Below are 24183 nucleotides of genomic sequence, written 5' to 3'. Positions count from 1 at the left end.
AACATTCGTGAGCCAACCTCTTTTCCGCAAGCGGTGGCTGTCGGCAGCTATTGCTTTGGCTGCTTGCAGCTCTTCGGCGTTTGCTCAGGAAGCAGACCAAGATTCATCTGATTTGCCCGTTGTCAGGGTAGTAGGCGAAGCAATCTCTGAGCCTACTACCGAAGATACAGGGTCTTACACGTCAAACAGGGTGACTATAGGTAAGCAAGGACTGTCCCTCAAAGAGACACCTCAATCTGTCAGCGTCATCACCCGAGAGCGCATGAATGACCAGAACATGACGACGCTGGATGACGTCCTGACACGCACCACAGGCATCACCAAACGAGACTTCGGCCCCACGGCATCGGTCTACCTCTCGCGCGGCTACGAAATTGACACTATGCTGCTCGACGGCACCCCCATCGACAGCGCAATCGGCGTAACCGACACCATGTTCGATACTGCGGTACTGGACCGTGTGGAAGTCTTACGAGGGCCAGCCGGGCTCATTCAGGGCTCAGGCGAGCCCAGTGGTACCGTCAATCTGGCGCGCAAACGCGCCCAGGAAGAGTTCGGCTTTCAGACGGCGCTATCGTATGGCTCTCACGACGCCTATCGCGGTGAAGTCGATGTCACGGGAGCGCTGGATGAATCTGGCCGACTTCGTGGCCGCTTTGTCGGCGTACATGATGATCGGAACCATTTCATCGACCATGTCTATACCGAAAACACCACACGGTATGGCACGTTAGAATACGACGTCACTCCGAGCACCACCATATCTGTCGGTCTCATGGATCAATCAGGCGAATCCAGGCCCAATTATGGCCTCCCGCAGCTCGCCAATGGGCAGTTACTGGACATTGATCGGTCCACCTATCACGGCTCGCTTTGGGACGTGAAGGATGAAAGCATCGAGCGCTATTTCGCCGAACTGGAGCATGAGCTTGATAACGGCGGCAATTTTCGTATTATCGCCAACCATATTGACCGAGAAACCGATACACAGCAAAGCACTGCTGGCGTCAGCATCCCTACCTCAAACACGGACGATATCAACATCTGGCAATGGCGCATCGTCAACCCCCGTCAAGATAGGTTCGTCGATGCCACGCTTTCAACACCCTTCGAGCTAGCGGGTCAAACACACAACTGGATGGTCGGCGCAAGCCATAGGATCACTGAGGAAGAGACCTTGTTCGGTTCCGGCGACCCTCAGTTCATTCAACGCAACTTGGCCAATCCCAATCCTGAAACGCCGAAACCCACTTTCGATGTCAACCAGACTCGGGATCTTGAGACACAGGAAACCAGTCTCTATAGCCAGCTCAGGCTATCGGTTCTTGCTGACACCACTTTCATTGCAGGCGGCCAAGTAAGCTGGTGGGAATCAGAGGACCAACTGGATTCAACTAACAACTTCGAAATCGATAGTGAGTTCACTCCTTATGTCGGCTTGATTTATGATATCAATGATCAGGTCTCGACTTATGCTAGCTACACCGAAATTTTCCAGCCGCAAAGCTCGCAGGAGGTGAACGGCGACTTCCTAGCCCCCGAACTGGTCAGCAGGTTGAGCTAGGGCTGAAGGGGGAGCACATGAACGGAGCCTTGAACTGGCATGCCTCGACCTTCAAGATCACCGACAAAAACCGCGGCATTACTGATCTGGACAATCCAGGCTTCTCAATTGCCGAGGGTGAAGCAGAAAGTGAAGGCTTCGAACTTGAGGTCACAGGCCGCTTGATGCCTCGCTGGGATGTTTCAGCAGGCTATGCCTATACTCAGACAGAACTCGTCAACGACCCAGAACAGGAAGGTAGACCGCTTTCCACCGACACGCCGGAGCATGACCTTAAGCTCTGGACGCGCTATCGCTTCTCCGATAACCCCGATCAAGGCTGGAGAGTGGGCGCCGGTCTCAACTATTCAAGTGAAACCTTCGCCGAAGCCGGGGATACGCGTTGGGAGCAAGGCGGATACACGACAATCTCCGGCCTGATTGGCTATCGACTCAACCGTAACTTGGATTTCGCCCTGACCGGAGAAAACCTGACAGACAAGAAGTATTTTGAGACTGTCAGAGCTAGGACTCGCAACAACTACTATGGTGAGCCACGTAACTTCATGCTAACAATGCGCTACCAGTACTAAGTGCCAAGACCGGTGCAGGTGCCACATCTGTACCGGTTTTCCTTTCTGAGCTGCTACCGCTCCTCACCATTACACAGACTTTGACATGCTTGACGGACGACCGATAAGTTCCATTTCGTGGCTTGCACTGGTCATCGCCACCTTTTTGACCGCCTCCCCCGTATGGAGTCAGCAGGTCAGAGAAGCAGGAACCGTCGCAACCCTCGACTTCGCCATCGCCGAAACACTCTTCGAGATTCAGGACCTGTCGGTCGCCATGGGCAGCGTCAGTAACTACCAAAGCTGGACCGAATACGATTCGCTCCCGCCGAACCTCGTGGACATCGGCTCCAACCCGCAGCCCAATAAGGAGTTGCTCTCCACGCTCGACCTCGACACAATTTTGATTCCCCTACAGTATGCGTATCTGAAGGATGATCTTTCGGACATTGCCCCTGTGGCGCCACTCTCTCCCTATAACACAAGCCCCTCATCGGGATGGGAGAAAATGCTCGTCTTCACTGAGGAACTCGGGGCTCATACTGAGAAAACACGAGCGGTGAACCAGTTGATTGCTGATGCGGATGACCGCATGGAACGTCTCCGTGATACTGCCAAAACGCTTCCTCAGCCACTATTGCTAGTGCAGTTCCTCGATACGCGACACGTCAGGGTCTACGGACGCAACAGCCTACCTGGCATCGTGCTCGAACAACTTGGTCTGCGCAACGCCTGGGATGGTCCATCCAGTCGCTGGGGAATCTCGACCATCGGAATCGGTGAGCTATTTAACATGGAGGCTCACTTCGTCGTAGTGGATACCTCGCACCTGCCGAGCAGACGTACGACTCAGGAAAAGGTCATGGCTAGCGCGCTATGGGGCCAACTGCCCAGTGTCCAAGCGGGTAACACCACTTTGCTCGATGCCGACTTCTGGGTTTTTGGTGCAATTCCCTCGGCCATGCGTTTCGCTGATTCTCTTATTGACGCACTGAAAGACGAGTAAGTAGATTCCTATCACCTCGACGTGCCTCAATTCGCTTCTATCTAATTCACAACCCACGTCGGTTGTTTAATAGGCGGTACTCGTTATCACTTAGAAGAAACCGCAAACAGGCTTATAGGTCTAGCGATCAAATCTAGACTGACGCCTGTCATCGGCGCGTCATAGATAGCGAGTTATATTGACGCGACCATACGCCCAGCAAGGCGCATCAGCCGTTCTGCACAGGGGAAAAACGATGCTCGATAGCAATGACCTACTCGAAACGCTCAAGCAAGCTGCTTATGAAGCGGGCACCTTGTTGCGCGAGGGGTATTCGCAAAAGGGCCGGATTGCCTTTGAGCAAAAGGGTGCGTCTGATTTCGTGACTTACTACGATACAACAGCTGAAAATATCATTATCGATTGTATCGGCAGCGCTTTTCCCGATATTGCCTTTCTTGGTGAGGAAAGCGGCCTGACGCCCAGTACCGATAGTGACTATACCGTGGTGATTGATCCGCTGGATGGCACCAATAACTTCCTGCACGGCGTGCCACATTTTTCGGTGTCGATCGCGGTCACCAAAGGGAATGAGCTCGTCATGGGCGTTGTCTATCAACCGCTGCTTGATGAAATGCTTTGGGCGGCCAAAGGCATGGGGGCTTTTCTCAATGATCGAAAGCTCACCACACCTTCGCCTCGCCCAATGACCGAAATGCTGGTGAGCACTTGCCTGCCCTACCATGCCAAAGGCGATTGCGCCACCGCCCTGAACCAGCTTACCGTGCTGATGCCTCAAGTGGCTGGCATCCGCAGCCCTGGCTCGGCGGCGCTCGAGATTGCCTACGTCAGTCTGGGCCGTTTTGATGCCTTTTGGTCCCAGGGTGCCAAGCTCGAGTTCTGGGATATCGCCGCGGGCATTGTGATTGCCCGAGAAGCAGGCTGCAGCGTTACCGACCTCGCTGGTGAGGCGCATCCCGGCGAATGGAATAGCTTGCTTGTGGCCCACCCCGAGCGGCATGACCAACTCTTGACGTTGATGAAAAACGACTAAACCGCATTGCCATGCCTGATCGGCACCTCTCCTTCTGCCTACCGATAGCGCGCTTGCGCAGAGCGCAGTCACGCCCGCGTGATTTTTTTTCCATTTCTTTGTTAAAAATGAGAACTATTAGCACTAGAATGGAGCCATGGTCATTAACGCATCGCTAGGAGGGATTCATGTTCGAGGTCAAAGGGGCCACCTTCGAAATCAATGGAAAACCGATTCTAACGCCCATTGAACATAGCTTTCAGGAAGGCAAGATTTACGGCCTGATTGGCCATAATGGCTCGGGCAAGTCGACCTTGATAAAGCTCATGGCCCAGCAGCAGCCCACCAGCCAGGGAGAGATCTACTTTGATCAGCGCCCGCTGAGTGATTGGGGCAACCGCGAGTTCGCTCGCCAAGTCGCGTATTTACCTCAACACCTGCCCAGCGCTGAGAGTCTTACCGGGCGCGAGCTGGTGGCCTTTGGCCGCTACCCTTGGCACGGCCTGCTGGGGCGCCACACCCAGAAAGACAAGGACGCCATTGATCGCGCCATTGCCCTTACCCACACCGAGGACTTCGCCGACCGCCTGGTCGATACACTCTCTGGCGGCGAACGCCAGCGGGTCTGGCTGGCGATGCTACTGGCGCAAGGCAGCCGTTTTCTGCTGCTGGATGAACCGCTCGCGGCGCTGGATATCGCCCACCAGATCGAAGTCCTGGCGCTTATTCGCAAACTGTGCGACGAGCTAAACCTCGGGGTGATTATCGTGCTGCACGATATCAACATGGCCTCGCGCTACTGCGATGAGCTGATGGCGCTGCACAGCGGCCGCCTGCTGGCCTGCGGTTCCCCCAATGACATGATGTGCGACAGCACCCTGGAAGCGATTTACGGGCTCCCCATGCAGGTCATGAAGCACCCGAACGGGGAGCACAATATCGCCGTGGCGCAGTGACGCGCCAGCCTTTCCAGCCAGTCACATGGCGTTTGTGCAATGCTGGATTTCATCCGCCATCTGGTTGAGCAGCGCGTCGTAAAGCTCGGGGCCAGGCGTTAGGTCAACGCCCAGGGGGTCCATGACGCCGATATAGGTATCGGTATCGCCAAAGACTGATTCGACAATTTGCGGGTTAAACTGCGGCTCGCTGAAGACGCAGTGAATGTCCTCTTCGTTGACCAGCGTTTGAATAGCTTCAATGCGTGCAGGGCTGGGTGAGGAGGCATCGCCGATGGAAATCGCGCCCGCTGCCGTTACATCAAACGCCTTCTCAAAATACTGATAGGCGTCGTGGAACACGATAAAGCGAGTACTCTCGCTGGTAGCCAAGCGCTCTTCGATGTCTTGCTCAAGTGATTCAAGCGCTTGTCGACCTTTCGCCGCATTGTCACGGTAATAATCTGCGTTTTCCGGGTCCAGTTCACCAAGCTGCTGGGCAATGGCGTCGAGCCAACGCCGTGCGTTGTCAGGATCCATCCAACCATGCGGGTCTTGTCCGTCGTGATGGTGGGCATGATCATGACCATGGTCGTGGTCGTGGTCGTGGTCGTGGTCGTGGTCGTGGTCGTGGTCGTGGTCGTGGTCGTGGTCAGCGACATCGAACGTCGCGCCTTCGCGATAGGCAAAGGTGTTGATGTCGGAGACGCGCATCAACTCCAGATGCCTGGCATCGCCGGCCAGATTCTCCACCGGGCCTGATAGCCATGGCGTTAGATCGTTGCTTACCCATACAACCAGATCGGCATTATCCAAGGCGTCTGCTTCCGAGGGCCGTAGTGAATAACCGTGGGGGGATGCGCCGGGCTGGATGAAAAGCTCGGGTGACCCACGATCACCCATCACCTTGGCCACCAGTGAATGCACGGGCGGGATATCCACCGCCACACGGGGAACATCGGCCAAGGCCGTCAAGGGAAGGCCCACCAACAGCGGTAAGGCGTAATGTGCCAAGCGATACGTCATGGCTCTCTCCTAATGGTCAACAGCAGGTAAATAATCGTCGTCTTATGGTCAGCGCTTTTGGCCGCATTTTGTCTTGGCCGCCCACACCACATATGTTATAACATAACAATTAATACGTAAGCCAGAGTTTGCCTGCTGATGCTCCAATCTATTACCCCTAGCGCTCCCCTTTTGCGTGCCTGCCAGCTCAACGTACGCATCGGGGGAAAACCGATTCTTGAAGACATCCACCTGGCGCTGCATCGCGAAGAAATCGTCACGTTAATTGGCCCCAACGGGTCGGGAAAATCCACGCTGGTTAAAACGCTGGTGGGCGCCATCAAGCCAACGTCAGGCCGTCTGGAAATCGACGCAGGCCTGAATATCGGTTACGTGCCACAGCGGCTGCATCTAGACCCGACGCTCCCCATCACCGTCTCGCGCTTTATTAACCTTCCCCACCGCCACCCCCGGGACGATGTGCCCCAGGCGCTGACAAATGCCGGGGTTGAAGGGTTACACAATGCGGCGATGAGCCAGCTGTCCGGCGGGCAGTTGCAACGCGTGTTGCTGGCCCGAGCGCTCATCAACAGGCCCGACATCCTGATTCTCGACGAAGCCACGCAGGGGCTTGACCATCGGGGCATCGCTGACTTCTACCAAAAGATTGAAGAAGTACGCCAATCCTATCGCTGCGCGATCTTGATGGTGAGCCATGACCTGCATGTGGTGATGCGCACCGCTGATCATGTGTTGTGCCTGAACGGCCACATCTGCTGCGAGGGCAAACCCGAGCGGGTTGCCTCCTCCCCAGACTATCAGGCGTTATTCGGCGAGCAGACAGCCCAAATGCTCGCCGTTTATCGCCACCAACACGAGGAAGCTGCCCATGCTGGATGATTTCATGTGGCGCGCGACCCTGGCGGGCCTTTTCGTCGCCCTTGCCGCCGCGCCGCTCGGTTGCTTTGTGGTCTGGCGGCGGATGGCGTACTTCGGGGATGCAACCTCTCACGCTGCCATTCTCGGCGTTGCATTGGCGTTACTGCTTAATATCTCTATTTTTGCAGGCGTGTTAATGATTGCCCTGACCATGGCCGCCTGCGTGACGTTGCTCAGCGGACGTGGCTATGCCATGGATACCCTCCTCGGGGTCATGGCGCACTCGGCCCTGGCGATTGGCTTGGTTGCCGTTTCGTTTATATCGGGCGTACGTGTCGACCTCAATGCCTATCTATTTGGCGATATTCTGGCCGTTGGCAAAGACGACTTATGGGTCATCGGGGGCGGCACGCTGATGGTGTTGGCGTTACTCGGCTGGCGCTGGTCGGCACTGCTGACCGCCACGCTCAGCGATGAACTCGCCCACGCCAGCGGCATTCAGCCACGCCGGGAGCAATTAGTTCTCACGCTCTCTCTCGCTATGGTCGTGGCGGTGGCGCTCAAGGTTGTGGGTGCCTTACTGATTGCCGCCCTGCTGATCATTCCCGCCGCAACGGCGCGTCCCTTCTGCCGAACCCCTGAAATGATGGCGCTGGTGGCGGCGGGCATTGCGGCATTGGCGGTCACCTCGGGGCTTAAAGCGGCTTACCTCTTCGATACCCCGACCGGCCCGACCATTGTCACCCTGGCCGCTGGATTTTTCCTGCTATCGACGATCGCCATGCAAGGCGTGCGCTACCTAGGTCAGCACTAAACAGATCAGCGCTGATCAGGTCAGGTGGTTATCCCAGCGGAGCGCCAGGCTGGCAAGCAGTTCAGGCGCTGCCAAGTCAGGCGTTACCCGGTAGAGCCCGCCCTGGCCGGAGGAGACCAGAAAGCCGCCGTTGCCATCGCAGCGGGCGCCGGCGGCGTCGGGCAGTGCCAGGTTGGCAACAAGCCTGCCTTGGGCGGCATCCAGCAGCAGTACCCGGTTGCCGCGAGGTGCGGTCACCAGCACGTTTGCCGAAACACGGCTGAACGCGACGCTGGCGGTGTAATGGTGCAGGCTGGCGGTGACTTCATCGGGCAGCGCCAACTCTGAAAAGTGTCCGGCGGCATCCAGGCGGCAGATCAGCGGATGGATCTCCCACTCAGGGCCTTCGAACTGATAACCCGCAATCACCGTGCTGTCCGCGGCTACGTCCAGATGACGGCAGCTTAGCTGGTGGTGTGAAGGCGCGTGGCGGGCCAGGATTTCGCCGCTGTGACGATCCATCAGCACCAGCGCCGACGCCATGGTGTCCAGGTTGAGCTTTACCCGGCCGTAGTCGGGGTGGGTCTGAATGCCGCCCAAGCCAATCACCAGGGTGTCACCGTCCGGCATCAGCCGCAGCTCGTGAGGGCCAATGCCCTCCAGTGACATATCACGCACAAGGATGTAGTCATTGGCCGCATCGTAAACCCGCACCAGCCCGGCGCTATCCGCCAGGCGATTGGCGGTGGCATACAGGTAGCGCCCGCTCGGGTCGAACACGCCATGGCCATAGAAGTGGTAGCCCTCCCCGGCGTCGATGGTGTGGGCGAGTTGGCGGCTATCGCCATCGATCACGTGCATCCGCGTGCCGGGGCGGCGGGCAAACAGCACCGCCTGGCGGGAATCCGGCCGCAAGCAACCGCCGTGGCAGCGCTCGGGCACCTCGATCATAAAGCGGGCCTGGCCATCCAGCGCCACCCCGGCAATGAAATGCCCGCCGCTGGTGTCATCCACCGCGCTAAACAGCCAATCCACTTCCTCTCGAGCGGGCAGCGCCCAGCTCAGCGGGGTCAGCGCCACGGCCATGCTGCCCAAGCCTACCTTGAGTACCTGGCGTCGCTGCATGGCTCAATCCCCGTCGCTGGAATTGAAGCCGCGCACCAGCCCCAGTTCAGCGGCTATCTCGTTGCCCAGCAGGTGGCGTAGCTGGCTGATATCGAGGTAGAGCGACTGCAGGCCGCGAAACGCCGCTTCGTCGTCCAGGGCAGGCACCAAGCCGGACGGCTGTTCGCTGGCCTGAGCGAGCGTCTTGTCCAACTGGTCACGAAACGCCTCGGCGAGCGGCAACGCACCGGCCTCACGCAGCTGCGCGGTAAGGCCGGGCAGGAAGCCGGTTCGCAGGCCCTCAAGGCTGCTCTCTACTAAACGAACCGTTTGCCCACTCCGCCAGGCTTCCGCCAGGTAGCCGTTGGCGGGGGCGCCTTTAAGGCCCATGGGCTCCCCGAGGCGCTTATCTTCAAGCTGTTCAAGGGCCTGGATAGCGCTTGCCAGAGTGGTTTCGGTGTAGTCAGCGGTCGCAAGATAGTGCTCGCCAAAGGCCTGCCAGTCGCGATGCAGGGCACTGGTGGTATCCGCAAGATGGGTCGTGATGGCCTGCATGAGTGCACAGGCATTCGGCTCGCCAAGGGCCTGCTGGTCCATGGCATCGTCATAAAGCAGGTACTCCAGGGCGGGCAAGCCCTGGATCGCCACGCTGTCACCGGCAATCGCCTCGGCATCCGGCGCGTCGGGCGCTTTCAGCCAGCCGTTCACCTTGCGGCCCACCAGGTTCTTGCGATCCGGCCAGAACTGCAGCTGCCAGCCCCGGCTGTTCTGCTCCACCGGGCCAAACTGGATAAAGCGCACCGCCTGCCAGGCCTGATAGGCGCTCAGCCAGTCATCTTCCAGCCGCTGCCTGAGTGCTTCGTCGGGGCCCTGACAGAAACGCGCGGCGCTAGCCTCCAGCCGCTCGGAGGCGACGCTCAGCTCGGCGTACTGCATCTCCACGGCGCTGTGCCACATCTCCCGTGGGGTGGTGTTCTCCGTAGCAAAAGAAAGCGGTGCCGCCAAAAACGCACAGGCCAGCAAACCCAACCGTCGAAACGCAGCCATCATCTAAACTCCTTGGCAATCAAGCCTTTCAACCATTCAACGCCCTTTACAGGGATTCAAGAAAACGAATGAGCTCAGCGCGCTGGTCTTCGGGCAACGCAAGGTAGCCCTGGGTGGCCTCGTCAGCTTCGCCCCCGTGCCAGAGAATCGCTTCTTCCAGGGTGCGGGCGCGGCCATCGTGAAGAAATCCCGCCCTGGGATTGACCGTTTGCGCCAGCCCGATGCCCCATAACGGCGGGGTGCGCCACTCACGGCCATCAGCCTTGAACTCGCTGCGCTTGTCCGCCAGGGCATCGCCCATGTCGTGTAACAACAGGTCGCTATAGGGCCATATTATCTGATCCGCTAACGCCGGGCGGTCGGCATCCGCTGCGGTACGATGACGAGGCGTATGGCAGCTGGCGCAGCCCAGGGCATTGAAGCGCTCGGCCCCCTGCTTCACCGCCGGGTCGTCCATGTTGCGGCGCATCGGCACCGCCAGGCTGGAAGCGTAGAAGGTCACGAAGTCGGCCACGTCATCGCTGACCTCAGGCGTTCCGCCATCGGGAAAATCATCGCAGTCCTGGCTCGCCATGCAGTCGGTTTGCGGCACCAGGCTGGACGTCAGCCCCATATCGCCAGCAAAGGCGTGCATGCCCTGCTGTTCGATGCTGGGCTCGCCGGCTTTCCAGCCGAAACGCCCCGTAACGGTGCTGCCCGTACGCAGATCCCAGACCTGATTGGCACGCCCGGAAATACCGTCGCCGTCGGCGTCGTCAGGGTCGGCGGCGGCCAGCAGATCGGCTTCGGGAATCGCCGCCAGCAGCCCCAGCCCAATCATCGGCGGCGCCAGCCGGGGCGAGGTCTGCAGATCCTCGGGCAGCTCGCCGTAGGCGGGCTCGGCAATCGAGTAAAGCGGCTCCTGGAGCGTCACGCTGGTGCCATCGGCAAACGTCACCTCCCGAGGACGATACTCGATCAGCATCTTGGCCTCCGGTTCGGCACCGCTGATGGCCGCCGTTTGTAGCTGCAGGCCGTAGTTGGGCACGGGGAGCGCGCCGCGCTGCTCCAGAACCTCGGGTTCTGCTTGCTGCGCAGGCAGCGAAAGGCGCAGAAAAAGCGCGATAGGGTTTTCGTCCCCTGTCGGTGGATGCCCCCGACCATCTTTTATGTGGCAGCCCTGGCAGCTATTGGTATTGAAGAGCGGGCCCAGGCCATCACGGGCCTCGGTGCTGGCGGGGGCCGCCACCCAGGGGTTGCGGAAGAAGCTATTGCCGACGCTGAAATCCAGCCGCTTGGTCATCGACATATTGCCCAGCGGCAGCGAGTAGGCATTGTGGTCGAACTGTTCCACCGACCCGTCGCCACCGCTCATGGGTGTCGTTTGAACAGGGTACGCCTGGGTAGGCGATTCAGCGGCCTGCAAGGGCGCTACCAGCAGGGCCAGGATGGCGCTACTGCGGGTAAATGCGCTGGGCAGCCTCTTGGCGAAGATCATAAACCGGGGTAAGCGGTACATGGTGATACCTTGAAAGGGATGATGCGGTATACAAAGCAACAGAGCCGCTCGACAGTCATACTATCGGCGGCTCAGGATTGACGCTAGCCCGGTCTAGAACTGGTGACCAGCGTCATCAGGCTGTAGCGAGGTGACGCCCAGCTCACCGGCAGCCTGCTCGATGGAGCCCGTTTGTGCCACCAGGGTGAGTATCGCGTCGTTGATCAATTCGCTGCCCTGCTCGTTACCAGGGGCAATCATCATGTCAAACGCCATTGGCGAGCTTTCCGCCTCAGCCGCCTGTTTGATCGCATCCAGGCGCGCCATGGTGGCGTCGAGCTGCTGACGAAGCTCATGGGCCAACTCGCTATCTTCCTGCGCCAACAGGTCTTCAAGGGACGGCCCCTCGACCACGCTGCCGTCAAGGCGCTGATAGGTGCCAGTGTAGATATTCTGAATACCCTGACCGTTGTAGTAGTGGGAGTTGTGGGTATTGTCACTGAAGCAGTCGTGTTCATCCTCGAATGAGTTGGCTTCAAGAGCGACCTTCAAGCGCTCACCCGCCAGTTCTCCCAGAGACAGCGACCCCATGCCAAACAGCATGCGCCGCAGGCCTTCCTGATCGCTCTCCGCCAGCAGTTCCTGGCGATAGTTGTCGTCGCTGTCCGGTGCCCACTGGGCCACCATCCACTCCAGATCGTCGACCAACAGGTCGGATACTGCATCCAGGTAAGTACGGCGGCGGTCGCAGTGACCATGGGTGCAGTCGTCGCCGGTTTGATAATCGCTCACCGGGCGCTCGCCGTTGCCTGCCTCAAAGCCATGCAGATCCTGGCCCCAGAGCAGGAACTCGATGGCATGGTAGCCGCTGGCGACGTTGGCTTCCGAACCGCCGATTTCATTCAGGTCGGCGAGGAGTTCTGGGGTGATCTCGCTGACGTCCAGGCTCTCGCCGCCGACAGTGATTTGCTCGTTGGCAATGATATTCGCGGTGGCGCCTTCATTACCCAGTTCGTGCTGGTAGTCATCGCCTTCGACGTAATCGATCATGCCCTCATCGAGAGGCCAGGCGTTCAACTGCCCTTCCCAATCGTCCACCACGGCATTGCCGAAACGAAACACTTCACTCTGCTGATAAGGAATACGCGCTTGCAGCCAGGCTTGCTTGGCGGCATTCAGGTTTTCGGCGGTGGGGTTGGCAAGCAATTCGTCGATACGCTCGTTCAACACCTCGGCGGCGTTGAGCGCATCGGCGTAATTGGCATGCGCCAGGTCGGCGTAGTGAGTCACCACCGCATCGGCGCTAACGGTATCGTCAGCGGCGGTGTCGGCAAAAACCGAGGCAAAAGGCATCAGCGCGCTAAGCGCAACGATGCCTGCAAGAGGGCGACGGGGCATGGTGGCGGGCATGACAGTATCCTTTTAGGTTAAGATCTTACAGAAACGGCTAAAGTAAAATGCTAGGGTTGTTATTGAGCCTCAAAATGAAATGTAATCCATTAGCCCCTGGGATTCAATCTTATTTGATGCCCTATAACGCATATTGCTGGATACAATCGCCATTGTTTGCCCTGCGTCATTGTCTGCTGCCCCGGGAACATCACTATGCTCGATTACAAACTGCTCCATGCCCTGGCAACCGTGGTGGAATGTGGCGGTTTTGAGCGCGCAGGGGACGTGCTGGGCCTATCGCAATCGGCCGTCTCCCAACGTTTGAAAGCCCTGGAAGTGCGGTTAGGGCAGCCCGTGTTGATCCGCCACCCACACCTGGCACCGACCCCGGCAGGCCAGCGGCTGTTAACCCATTACCAGCAGGTCCAGCTGTTAGAACGCGACCTGCGCGGCTCATTGCCCACGCTGGATGATCCCGCTCCTCGTCTGCGCATTGCGATTAACGCGGATAGCGTCGTGACCTGGTGGGCCGAGGCGATTGCCGACATCTGCCAGGCTGAGGGGCTTTTGCTGGATCTTGTTATCGAGGATCAGGACGTCGGCCTCAAACGTTTGCGCGACGGCGATGTCGCGGCCTGCCTGTGCGCCACACCGCAGCCGATTGCCGGGGCGCGCAGTCTGGCGCTGGGCGAAATGCACTACCATCCGCTCGCTTCACCTGACTATGCGGCGCGGCACTTCCCGGAAGGACCCAGCGATGACGCTTTTCAACAAGCACCAGCCATCGTCTTCGGCCCCCATGATCAGTTGCAGCACCAGTTTCTCGCCCAGTGCGGCTACCATGGCCGCTTTCCCTACCACCTATGTCCCTCATCGGAGGGGTTTATCCGGCTGGCTGCGGCTGGCATTGGCTATGGCATGATGCCCCAATTACAGACCCATGCACTGATCAACAGCGGCCAACTGGTCAGCATTGCGCCAGGACAAGCGCTCAGCGTCCCGCTCTATTGGCATTACTGGCGACATAGCGGCACCTTGGTTCAGCGGCTCACCGAACGACTGTCGCAAGTCACCTTGATCTAGATCATCCATTTTTCTTACGCGGTGGCATAATCCTTCTACAATGGCACTAGCCCATTAAAGGTCGGCAGTCCTACGGTGAAAGGCTGAATTATCGTTGACGCAATACGTGTCATCAAAACGACGCAGCTGCCAGAGTATCTTAAGCTTCCTTTGTGATAACCAAGCCAATGCCCCGATATCGGTAACCGCGCTAAGGGACAACAGCACGGGGTCAAAAAAACATAACCAAAGCGACCTCCTATGCATGCATGTTTGTTACACCGCCAGGTTTGCGTGGGCTTACTTTTGCTGCTGATAGGCTGGATAGCCAGCTGGCAGCCAGCTGCCGCTTCGCTGACCACCTCGGTCGATCAGTCTCGCTATTCGCTTACCGACCACACCCAGTTCTGGCAGAGCGATGCGCCTCTTACGCTTGACGAGCTGCTTGAGCGCGACCCATCGTTCACTCAGGCTCAGCACAAAAGCGACCTGAATTTTGGCTATACACCCGACGAGGTATGGCTGCGCACCCAGGTCGAAAACCCAACGGCACATACCCAGCGCTGGATCGTTGAATTTGAATATCCCTTTCTGGATCGCGTGACGCTTCATGTAATGCGTGAACATTATAATGAACAAAAGATAAGCGGCAGCGCCGTGCCCATAGAGCAACGAGAGCTTGCCCATCGTCAGGCGGTATTTCCGTTAAATCTGGCGCCGGGCGAAACGGTTACCCTATACGCCAGGGTCAATGCGGCGGGCAGCAAGATGCTGAACTATAACCTGCTCTCCGAGCAGGCGTTCTACCAGCAGAATGACCGGCATAACTTCTGGCTCGCGACCTATTTCGGCATATTGCTGGGCCTTGGTCTTTATAACCTGTTGTTATTTTTCGGTCTCAAAGAGCGCGTATTTTTATATTATTCGCTATTTACGCTGGGCTTTACCGTCGCGATTTTAACCTTCAACGGCATCGGCACCCTGATGTTCTGGAGCGCCCTGGGCGAAAACACCTCACGCTTGGTCGCTATTGGTTTCATCTTCGCCTCGACCATGGGTACGTTTTTTGCCCAAAGCTTTCTTGAAACGAAAAACTTCACGCCCCGCTGGCACCGCCTGTTGAGCTATTTCCGCGTCTACTGCCTGCTCGCGCTCGTGGCGACGGTGTTTCTACCTATTCAACCGGCCCTGCGCCTGATGGACGTGACCGGGTTCATGGCTGCGCTGACGATCCTGATATGCGGTATCTACTGCATCACGCAGCGCGTACCCAGCGCGCGGATATTTGTCTTGGCATGGTCATTGTTTCTGGTTGGCGCCTGCGTGTTTGCGCTGCGCAATCTCGGCATTTTGCCGGCCAATTTTATTACCTTGCACGGCATTCAGATTGGCTCGGCAATGGAAATGCTCTTGTTATCGTTTGCCCTGGCCGCCCGCTTCAACAAGCTGAAGCGACAAAAAGAAAGCGCTCAGAACGAAATGCTGATGACGCTGAAACGCCAGGAAGCGGTGCTGGAACAAAAAGTGGCCGACCGCACAAAAGCGCTCGAACGTCTCGCCACTCGCGACATGCTGACCGGGCTATTGAACCGTAAAGGCCTCACCGACTGCGCCGAAAAAGCCCTCCAACGCGCTCAGCATATCGGGCAACCCGTGGCGCTTTTCATGCTCGATCTGGACCGTTTCAAGCCCATTAACGATCAATATGGGCATGAAGCCGGGGATTTTGTGCTTCAACAGGTCGCCAAGCGTATCGAACACCTGGCCCGTGCGCATGACCGCTGCGCCCGTTTTGGCGGGGACGAGTTCATTTTGTTGATTGAAGGCATTGACGACGTCACCGTCCTCAACGACATTCGCCAACGCCTCAATGCCGCCATACGCAAGCCCATCAAACTCCCTTGTGGTGAGCTGGTCAGCATTGACGTCAGCATTGGCATGAGCATCAGCCAAGGTGATCACGATTGTTTGAAGAACCTGATCTGCGAAGCCGATGAAAAAATGTACGACGTTAAAGCCAGCCGAGCCGACCGTGCTATACGCTATTATTCAGCAAAGCCGTAAGGCGTTAGTCAAACAGGCTCATCCGCGTCATCACGTTGTCGCGCTTGATGCGCCAGTGATAAAGCGCGCCCAATACATGCAGGGTTACCAGCACCACAATGGCCCAGCCGAGCCAACCATGCCAGGTAAAGAGCCGCTCGGAAAGCGCCGGACGTTCGCCAATCAGCCCTGGCAGATGCCAATGAAAGAACTCTACCGGGAAACCGCCGCTGGCCGTTGCCGCCCAGCCCAATAGCGGCATCACGATCAAGGCCGCGTAGAGCAGATGATGCACGCTGGTGCTGACAATACGTTCGAAGCCGTTCAAGGGCGGGTCGTGGTCGGGTACCACGAACGCAATACGGGTGACGATACGCAATGTCATGAGCAACAGTATGGTCACGCCCAGCGTTTTATGACTGGTGTATAGCAGGTTTGTAAACCCCGTGCCGATCAGCTCTACCGTTCGTTCAAAGCCCAGAAAACCCAGCGTCAAACCGCTCGCCAGCGAGAGTAGCGCCGCCCCCGCGACCAGCCAGTGGAGTACCCGGTGAGGGTAAATATAGTGGTCTAACTCGTGCATGCTGTGCTCCCTCTACAACCGCCCAGAATTCGCTTAGTTGCGCTTAGTTTAGCGAGTTCTGGGCAACTTCGCTGCTAAAGCCGACTTGTCACCGTCAACGCTTGCCGTCAGGGCGCCCAGGCATCAACCGGTGCGGCCAATTGCTCCCGAATCAGTTCGCCCAGCCGACGTGCGGGTTCCGAGGGGCGATGCGGTGCGCGATGGAGGGCCAGTTCAATCATCGGCAGCGACGGCATGCCACTGGCCTCGTCAAGCGGCCTTAACAGCGGCGTCAGCATGCTCCGCGTCACCACCACTACCGCCAACCCGGCCGTCACGATAGGCGCCAGCCCTGCCATGGATTGACTGGTATAGGCGACGCGCCAGTCGCGTCCGGCGTTTTTCAGCGCCTGTTCGGCGATCTCACGAAACACATCCGCACCAGGTGAATACAGTGCCAGTGGCAGCGGGTCGGTTAGCGATGGCTGCTGGTTAACGCCTACCGCCCATATCAAAGGCTCGCGACGAATGATCTCGCCGCCTGGGGAATTACGCTGCCGGGTCACCAGCGCCAAATCCAGCTCGGCACGTTTTACGCGTTCCACCAGGTCGCCACTGGTACCGCACCTGACCTGAAGCCCCACGCCCGGGTATAGCTGGTGAAAGTAGGCAAACACGGAAGGCAATAATGAGGCGTAGTCTTCCGGGATGCCCAGGGTCAGCTCACCGCCCACCTGGCGCGCCTGCATGTCGCTCCAGGCTTCGTCATTGAGGATCAACAAGCGACGGGCATGGTTAAGCAACCGTTCTCCATCCGGGGTAAAGCGGAGTTTGCGCCCTTCACGCTCGTGAAGGGTCAGCGCCAGCTGGGTTTCCAGACGCTGAAGCTGCATGCTGACGGTCGACTGGGTATAGGCCAGGCGTTTTGCAGCCGCCGTCACGCTGCCGGTGTCGGCGATTGCCACTAGCGTGCGGAGTAACGTCAGATCCAGCGTCGGCGCCCTCATACATCATATTCCTTGATAAAAATGATCAAAAAAGATCGATATTGTGATGTGTTGGCAATGAGTATGCTGTGCAGGTCATTTCAAGGCAAGTCAGGAGACCGCTCATGCATCCCGTCAATCCACTCGTTGTGTTTCCACGTAGCTATAGTGTTGGCGCGGCGCTGGTGGCCGTGATGCTCTGGAGTGCCGCCCCCCTTCTGGCCGATTATGCCCGCGCCACGCCGCCGCTTCAGCTCACGGCCTTGACGCTGCTGGCGGGCGCATTGGCAACACTTCCGCTGAGTCGACGGGTTAACGTTGCCAGCTGTGGCCACACCTGGCAGCTAAGCATTTGGCTGGGTATTCCGCTGCTGATCATTGGTGCCGTCAGCACGTATTTTATCGGCATGCGGCTGGCCCCCGCGGCTGAAGCGGCATTGATCACCTATACCTGGCCGGTACTGTTCGTGCTGCTCAGCCAGTGGAGCCGGTTGGGTCGTTTGCGGATGGGCGGATTGGTCGGTGCGCTGATTGCCTTTTCCGGTGCGGCCCTGCTGCTGATCCCGCAAGCGTCTGGGGGTGGGGGCGACACTGCGCTAACCGGTTATGCGCTGGCGCTTTTAGCCGCCTGCTGCTGGGCACTTTATTCCTGGCTTAGCCAAGTAGCACCGGTACCGCTAACGCCGTTGCTGCCGCGTTTACTGCTGATTGCCTGTGCGATGGCCGCGGCCGCGAGTGCGTTACTCGAAGGGCAGATTGCATTACCCAGCAGTGAAGCGGTGCTGACCGGCATGGCACTGGGTCTTGGCCCTTACGGCATCGCCATGGTGGCCTGGGATAAAGCGCTGCGCTGGGGGCATACCAGCTTGGTGGGCAGTCTTGCTTATGGTGTCCCCATTCTGGCAGCGCTGCTGTTGGTATTGGCCGGCATGAGCACGCTGGACTGGCGCCTGCCGGTGGCTGGCGCCCTGGTGGTCGTGGGCTGCCTGAAAGCTGGTCGTTAATGCCAGGCACATCCCGCTTACAGCTGAGGCTCTCCCTCGCTTGGCTCAGCGCGAGTACTAAGCTCAAATAAGCCGCTGGCGGTATTACTGTAGCCCCGGGCGGTGACTGTGTAGGTACCGGGTAACAGCTGTTCGGTTATGCGCGAGTCCGTGCCCCCTGCCCCGTCATCATCGCTCAACGCAACGCCGTTGCCGTCAAGCTCAAGATACGTATCGAAATCGCTGGAACGCATGTCGAGCGTGACGCTGGATGTTTCGGCGAGGGTGAGCTCATAGGTCAACGACTCACCGCTGTACCAGCCATTGAGCGACTCGCCCGGGGTCAGCTCACCCGCATTACGCAGTTGGGTATCGCTGGGCAACTCACGGGGCGTCAGCGCCAGTGTAAAGACACCTTCGCCGTCACCGTAGGCCGAACGTGCTGTCACTTGATAGTCGCCGGGCGCCAGAAAATCGGCGATACGCGCATTCAGGTTACCCGCGCTGTCGTCATCCTCGCGGTAGTAGCCATTGGGCCCTTCCAGCACCAGGTAGGCGTCGAATTCATCGGAACGCATGTCAATGTCGTACATGCCCGCCTCTTCAATCGTGAACGTATAGTCACGCTCATCGCTCTGAAGCCAGCTATCCAGCGGCGTATCCAACGCCAGGGTGTCCGTATCGCTGAGCTCAAGGCGACGGCTTTCAAGGGTGAAAGGGCCGTAGCTTTGGGCGTCTGCACCACTGACCGCCAGCATGTAGTCGCCGCTTTGCTCGATGCGCTGGCGCAATACCTCGGCGCTACCCAGCAGTTGAAGCTGGTCATCATAGAGCGCCACCACGCCTTTGAGTGCTCCCGCCAGCGATACCTCTACCAAATCGTCTTCATCCAGCGCGATGACATAGCGCTCGAAACGGCTGCCATCATTGCCGTTGAGCGCACTTTCAGAGGTCACCTCCCCTCTCAAGCGCTCCCCCAAGGTGACGCGCTCAAGACCTGCCAAACGGCTCGACTCAGCAGTGTCCTGGTCGGTTTGAGAATCGGGTGTTAGCTCGGACGGTATATTGAGCGTAATGGCCTGTGCCGCCAAAAAGCCGATAACACCGCCGCCAACGGCGACAAGCAGATAACCAAGCGAAGAAGATTTAGCCATGAGCAATCCTTGATCTTGTGGCAGATAGATATCGTCGGGTTCAATCCGGCATTATATGCGCATAATCGCCGCCATTGGGTTGGCAGCCTCATCTGGTTTGGTTTTTTTTATAAACATGATGCCATCAACGGCCCTGGATAAGCCGCTGAATTAAAAGGCGCCAGATATTATACACAAGAGAGGCCAACATGAGGCCAATGGCGCCGATCTTCTAAAAGCTTGCCCAGGATAAGGTCCAGCGTTACTATCCAATAGCCAAATTGGCACCTCATCGATGAATGCGAAACCCGCGACACGACACACTGAGGTACTCCTATGGGAGCTATCAAACACACGTTATTGAGTTTTTGCTTTGCCATAGCCGTATTCACAACGGCAGTGAATAGCGCTCTGGCACACGGGACACCAGCCGATACACAGCGCGGCGTTGCGTCCTTCTACAGCGACCGCTTTCAAGGCGCAACCACCGCCAGTGGTGACGCCTTTGACCAAAAGGCGCTGACCGCCGCGCACCCGAGCCTTCCCTTTGGAAGCAAGGTGCTGGTAAAGCGCCCTGATACCGGACAAGAAGTCGAGGTCCTGATCAATGACCGCGGCCCTTACGTGCAAGGGCGTATCATTGATCTGTCCAAAAGCGCAGCGCGTGAGTTGGGCATGCTGAAGCGCGGCGTCGCACCGGTTATGGTGACGCTGCTGAACTAGCGACGCCCTACCACGACCTACTGCATTCACATCAACGGGCGCTCAAGCGCCCGTTGTTTTTTTGTGCGTCCTTTGCCAGGATTCGCGGCGAAACTATCAAGCACGCTAACGGTCTCTAAGTAACACGGAACGTTATTCAAAACACCGTTTCAAGAGCACCGCTTTGAAGAACATCGTCGCTGGAGGCACCATGCAGTCACGCTTTTTTACGCTAAGCCGTTATCCGGAAGGTCGCCCCGAACGCGAACTCTTTCAACTGGAAACCCAAACGCTCCCGGATCTCGCCCCCGGCGAAGTCCGCATCCGCAACCATTGGCTTTCGGTAGATCCTTACATGCGCGGCCGAATGACCGGCCTGCACACTTACGTGCCGCCATTTGAGCTGGGCAAGCCCATGGAAGGCGGTGCCATTGGCAAAGTCATTGCCTCACGCGACGAGCGCCTGAAAGAAGGTGATCTGGTCGGTCATATGGGCGGCTGGCGCGATATTGCACAGATTTCCTCCGAGAGTGTTCAAGTGCTGCCGGACTTTGGCGTGGCCGAACAGGCCTACCTGGGCGTGCTGGGAATGCCGGGTATGACCGCCTGGACAGGGCTTAACCGGATAGCCAACTGTCAGCCTGGCGATAACGTTCTGGTCAGTGCCGCCAGCGGTGCCGTCGGCTCACTGGCGGTGCAGTTGGCGAAAGCAAAAGGCTGCCACGTGGTAGGCATTGCGGGCGCGGCCAACAAACTCGCCTGGCTGGAATCGCTGCATATCGAACCCGTGAGCTACCGTGACCGGAGCGCCGAAGAGCTTGGCAATGCCATCCAGTTGGCCAGCCCCAAAGGCATTGACGTGGTGTTTGAAAACGTCGGTGGCACCTGCCTGGAAGCGGCGCTAAGCCAGTTGAACGAGGGCGCACGGATTGCGGTCTGCGGCATGATTGACAGCTACAACGCCAAGACACCGGTACCCGGCCCCAGCAACCTGGCCCAGCTTGTGGTGCGCAAAGCGAGAATGCAGGGCTTCATCGTGGCGGATCATTGGCAACATTACCCGGACTTCCTCAAGGAAGTCGCCCCCCAGGTCGTCGACGGCAAGCTCGACTATAAAGAAACCGTCAAAGAAGGGCTGGAAAACACCCCCGATGCGTTTCTGGCACTGTTCGATGGCGACAATACCGGCAAGATGCTGGTCAAGTTGAATTGATGCTGCACTGAACGCCACTCACTGTTGTGTATTTAAGCCGCGCCTGGTCTTCCAGCGCGGCTTTTTCATTTACCTGACCCTTCATATCATTGAGAAACACATAAAATCGTTAGACCATTGATGTATTGACTCTTAAAATAGTTAGCGCGTTAAGCATATGACGCCTGATGATGGTTCGAGAGGATCGCCAAGCGATCCAGAGTTCATAAAAGGGGAACTTCATGGAAGACCGCAAGCGGGCAAAATGGCCCGCTATTTTTCTTGGCCTACTGCTTATCATCGCGGGCCTCGCCCTGGCGATTGGCGGCGGCAAGCTGCTTAGCCTGGGGGGCAGTGCGTATTACCTGATAGCGGGTATTGCCATGGTCACAAGCGGCGTATTGCTCGCCCTGCGTAAGGGAGCCGCTTTGTGGCTCTACGCGCTGGTTTTATTCGCCACCCTGGGATGGGCGCTGTGGGAAGTCGGCCTGGACTGGTGGCAGCTTGTTCCCCGGGTGGCCATCCCCTGTTTGATCGGCATTGTATTGCTGCTGCCGTGGTGGCGAAAATCCCTCGACTCGCGGGGCGGCAGCGTGGCGCTTGGCCTGGCCGTCATCGCTTCGATTGGCGTCGCCCTGGCCAGTCAGCTTGACGACCCGGCCACCGTTGAAGGCACCCTCGATACCCAGCGCAGCGACCACCAGGAAGCCGTCAACCCGGCTCAGGTGGCCGGTGACGACTGGCCTGCCTATGGGGGTACCAACGCGGGCACGCACTATTCGAGTCTCGATCAGATCACGCCGGACAACATCGGCGAACTGGAAGAAGTCTGGCGCATTCAGACCGGCGACGAGGCAGGCCCTGACGCGCCGCCGGAAATCACCAACCAGAACACGCCGCTCAAGGTGAACGATAGCCTTTACATCTGCACCTCGCACAGTCGGGCGATGTCCTTGGACCCGGAAACCGGCGAGACCAACTGGTCCTTCGACCCGGAGATCAGCACCATGGGCGCAGAGGACTTCTCCGGCTGGGCGCACATGACCTGCCGCGGCCTCGCCTATTACGATGCCGGTAGCTATGCAGAAAGCGACAACGCCAACACAGCTGGCACTGGCCGTGTGCTCGAGCTATTCAACAACCGCGATGACTTCGCTATCGACCCGGCATTTCTGCTGACCTGGACGGCTGGCCGCGCCACTACCAACAACATCGCGCCCCGCATGCCCAGCGCCGCCGACGTGATGTGCCCGCGCAGGCTCTACCTGCCTACCGCTGATGCGCGTCTGATTGCGCTAAATGCGGATACCGGCGAGCGCTGCGAAGCGTTTGGCGATGACGGTGAAGTCGACCTGACGCGCAATATCGGCGACTTTGACCCCGGCGGCTACTATTCCACTTCGCCCCCCACGGTAACCGAGAACCTGATTATCCTCGGCGGCCACGTCACTGATAACAGCTCCACCGATGAACCCTCCGGCGTGATCCGCGCCTTTGACGTACACACCGGTGAGCTGGTCTGGAACTGGGACAGCGGCAATCCCCACCACACCGAGCCGCTGGACGCCGGTGAAACCTACACCCGCAACTCACCCAATGTCTGGGCACCGATCAGCGTCGATGAAGACCTGGGCATGGTCTATCTGCCCATGGGCAATGCCACGCCCGACCAGTACGGCGCCAACCGCAGCGCCAACGACGAGACCTACAGCGCGGGACTGGTAGCCCTCGACCTTGCATCGGGGCAGGTCGAGTGGGTCTACCAGTTTGTCCACCACGATCTCTGGGATATGGACACACCCGCCCAGCCGGTACTTATTGACCTCGCTACCGAGAACGGCACCCAGCCAGCGGTCGTTCAGCCGACCAAGCAGGGCAGCCTTTACGTGTTGAACCGCGAAACCGGCGAACCGATTGTGCCCATCGAGGAAATCCCGGCCCCACTTGGCGCCGTTGAAGGCGACTGGACCGCCGAGACGCAGCCGCGTTCCGAACTTAACCTGCTGCCGGCGCCGCTCACCGAAAGCGACATGTGGGGCGCCACACCGTTTGACCAGATGATGTGTCGCATTCAGTTCAATTCACTGCGCTACGAGGGCCAGTACACGCCGCCGTCGCTTGAGGGCAGCATTGTCTACCCGGGCAACGTCGGTGTGATGAACTGGGGCGGTGTCGCGGTGGACCCCGAACGCCAGGCGCTGTTCACCGGCGCCAAGTACCTGGCCTTTGTCTCGACGCTGGTTCCCCGTGAAGAGGTCGAAGAGAGCCAGGGCTCGGCCAGCGAACAGGGGCTGCAGGTCAATGCTGGTGCGCCTTACGCCGTCAAGCTGGGGCCGCTACTGTCGGTGCTCGGCCTGCCCTGCCAAACGCCCTCCTGGGGTGATGTGGCGGGTATCGACCTGCAGGAAGCCGAAGTAGCCTGGAAGCATCGTAATGGCACCACCCGGGACAGCATGCCCTTCGACCTGCCGATTGGCTTTGAAGTAGGCGTGCCAGCCCTTGGCGGCCCGCTGACCACCGGCGGCGGGGTGTCGTTCCTGAGCGGTACGCTGGATCAGTACCTGCGCGGTTACGATATCACCACCGGTGAAGAGCTGTTCAAGGCTCGCCTGCCCGCAGGTGGCCAGGCGACACCCATGACCTACACCGGGGAAGACGGCCGCCAATACGTGGTGGTAACGGCCGGTGGCCACGGCACCTTTGGCACCCAAATGGGTGACTACGTGATTGGCTACGCGCTACCGGAGTAAGTTCG

Annotated in this window: 21 protein-coding genes; 13 read left to right on the top strand and 8 right to left on the bottom strand. The window is 58.5% G+C overall.

Annotated elements, in window-relative coordinates; genetic code table 11:
- Positions 1-7: 7 nt before the first annotated feature.
- The 5 genes from NH395_RS18450 (at position 8) to NH395_RS05005 (ending at position 5089) form a co-directional block, all read left to right on the top strand.
- A complete protein-coding gene (locus NH395_RS18450; RefSeq protein WP_366065200.1) occupies positions 8-1564 on the top strand; it encodes a TonB-dependent receptor in 1557 nt (518 codons plus the stop codon).
- Between the two features lie 17 nt (positions 1565-1581).
- On the top strand, positions 1582-2136 hold the full coding sequence (locus NH395_RS18445) for a TonB-dependent receptor (protein WP_366065198.1): 555 nt from the start codon (positions 1582-1584) through the stop codon (positions 2134-2136).
- Between the two features lie 85 nt (positions 2137-2221).
- Complete coding sequence (locus NH395_RS05015) at positions 2222-3121, top strand: ABC transporter substrate-binding protein (RefSeq protein ID WP_253022850.1); 900 nt, start codon at positions 2222-2224, stop codon at positions 3119-3121.
- 235 nt (positions 3122-3356) lie between these two features.
- A complete protein-coding gene (locus tag NH395_RS05010) occupies positions 3357-4154 on the top strand; it encodes an inositol monophosphatase family protein (protein ID WP_253022849.1) in 798 nt (265 codons plus the stop codon).
- A gap of 167 nt (positions 4155-4321) precedes the next feature.
- A complete protein-coding gene (locus NH395_RS05005) occupies positions 4322-5089 on the top strand; it encodes an ATP-binding cassette domain-containing protein (protein ID WP_199283829.1) in 768 nt (255 codons plus the stop codon).
- Between the two features lie 21 nt (positions 5090-5110).
- Here NH395_RS05005 and NH395_RS05000 read toward each other — a convergent pair whose 3' ends face one another.
- Positions 5111-6094, bottom strand: coding sequence for a zinc ABC transporter substrate-binding protein (locus NH395_RS05000; protein ID WP_253022848.1), 984 nt, complete (start codon positions 6092-6094; stop codon positions 5111-5113).
- A 138-nt stretch (positions 6095-6232) separates the two neighbouring features.
- Here NH395_RS05000 and NH395_RS04995 point away from each other — a divergent pair, with 138 nt between their 5' ends.
- A complete protein-coding gene (locus tag NH395_RS04995) occupies positions 6233-6973 on the top strand; it encodes a metal ABC transporter ATP-binding protein (RefSeq protein WP_253022847.1) in 741 nt (246 codons plus the stop codon).
- Positions 6963-7766, top strand: coding sequence for a metal ABC transporter permease (locus NH395_RS04990; RefSeq protein ID WP_253022846.1), 804 nt, complete (start codon positions 6963-6965; stop codon positions 7764-7766). Before NH395_RS04995 ends, NH395_RS04990 begins: the two co-directional genes overlap by 11 nt.
- Positions 7767-7781: 15 nt before the next feature.
- Here the strand turns inward: NH395_RS04990 and NH395_RS04985 are convergent, their stop codons facing one another.
- The 4 genes from NH395_RS04985 to NH395_RS04970 form a co-directional block, all read right to left on the bottom strand.
- Positions 7782-8870 (bottom strand): DUF1513 domain-containing protein, encoded by a 1089-nt coding sequence (locus NH395_RS04985; RefSeq protein ID WP_253022844.1) that lies wholly within the window; start codon positions 8868-8870, stop codon positions 7782-7784.
- Between the two features lie 3 nt (positions 8871-8873).
- Positions 8874-9899 carry an imelysin family protein gene (locus NH395_RS04980; RefSeq protein WP_253022842.1) on the bottom strand — a complete coding sequence of 342 codons (1026 nt, stop codon included), beginning with the start codon at positions 9897-9899 and terminating at the stop codon, positions 8874-8876.
- 43 nt (positions 9900-9942) lie between these two features.
- On the bottom strand, positions 9943-11394 hold the full coding sequence (locus NH395_RS04975; RefSeq protein WP_253022840.1) for a di-heme oxidoredictase family protein: 1452 nt from the start codon (positions 11392-11394) through the stop codon (positions 9943-9945).
- Positions 11395-11487: 93 nt separating this feature from the next.
- Complete coding sequence (locus NH395_RS04970; protein ID WP_253022838.1) at positions 11488-12783, bottom strand: imelysin family protein; 1296 nt, start codon at positions 12781-12783, stop codon at positions 11488-11490.
- Positions 12784-12978: 195 nt separating this feature from the next.
- Here NH395_RS04970 and NH395_RS04965 point away from each other — a divergent pair, with 195 nt between their 5' ends.
- Positions 12979-13848 carry a LysR family transcriptional regulator ArgP gene (locus NH395_RS04965; RefSeq protein WP_253022836.1) on the top strand — a complete coding sequence of 290 codons (870 nt, stop codon included), beginning with the start codon at positions 12979-12981 and terminating at the stop codon, positions 13846-13848.
- A 273-nt stretch (positions 13849-14121) separates the two neighbouring features.
- Positions 14122-15891 (top strand): diguanylate cyclase, encoded by a 1770-nt coding sequence (locus NH395_RS04960; protein ID WP_253022834.1) that lies wholly within the window; start codon positions 14122-14124, stop codon positions 15889-15891.
- A gap of 4 nt (positions 15892-15895) precedes the next feature.
- Here the strand turns inward: NH395_RS04960 and NH395_RS04955 are convergent, their stop codons facing one another.
- Entirely contained in the window at positions 15896-16453 is a 558-nt protein-coding gene (locus tag NH395_RS04955) for a cytochrome b (protein ID WP_253022833.1), read from the bottom strand.
- A 107-nt stretch (positions 16454-16560) separates the two neighbouring features.
- Positions 16561-17439, bottom strand: a complete 879-nt coding sequence (locus tag NH395_RS04950; RefSeq protein ID WP_199283838.1) for a LysR substrate-binding domain-containing protein — start codon at positions 17437-17439, stop codon at positions 16561-16563.
- 104 nt (positions 17440-17543) lie between these two features.
- On the opposite strand from NH395_RS04950, the gene NH395_RS04945 reads away from it, so the two are divergent.
- Positions 17544-18422 (top strand): DMT family transporter, encoded by an 879-nt coding sequence (locus tag NH395_RS04945; RefSeq protein ID WP_253022831.1) that lies wholly within the window; start codon positions 17544-17546, stop codon positions 18420-18422.
- Positions 18423-18439: 17 nt separating this feature from the next.
- Here the strand turns inward: NH395_RS04945 and NH395_RS04940 are convergent, their stop codons facing one another.
- Positions 18440-19555: a hypothetical protein gene (locus NH395_RS04940; RefSeq protein WP_253022829.1), complete on the bottom strand. Its 1116-nt coding sequence runs from the start codon at positions 19553-19555 to the stop codon at positions 18440-18442.
- 315 nt (positions 19556-19870) lie between these two features.
- Here NH395_RS04940 and NH395_RS04935 point away from each other — a divergent pair, with 315 nt between their 5' ends.
- From NH395_RS04935 to NH395_RS04925, 3 genes are all read left to right on the top strand, one after another.
- Entirely contained in the window at positions 19871-20257 is a 387-nt protein-coding gene (locus tag NH395_RS04935) for a septal ring lytic transglycosylase RlpA family protein (RefSeq protein ID WP_066319673.1), read from the top strand.
- Between the two features lie 190 nt (positions 20258-20447).
- Positions 20448-21449, top strand: a complete 1002-nt coding sequence (locus NH395_RS04930; protein WP_253022827.1) for an NADP-dependent oxidoreductase — start codon at positions 20448-20450, stop codon at positions 21447-21449.
- Positions 21450-21670: 221 nt separating this feature from the next.
- Positions 21671-24178, top strand: coding sequence for a glucose/quinate/shikimate family membrane-bound PQQ-dependent dehydrogenase (locus NH395_RS04925; protein ID WP_253022825.1), 2508 nt, complete (start codon positions 21671-21673; stop codon positions 24176-24178).
- The last annotated feature ends 5 nt before the right edge of the window (positions 24179-24183 follow it).

Source organism: Halomonas sp. Mc5H-6, assembly GCF_024124705.1.
Classification (GTDB): domain Bacteria; phylum Pseudomonadota; class Gammaproteobacteria; order Pseudomonadales; family Halomonadaceae; genus Vreelandella; species Vreelandella subterranea.
This window is presented reverse-complemented; position numbering and strand designations above follow the sequence as displayed.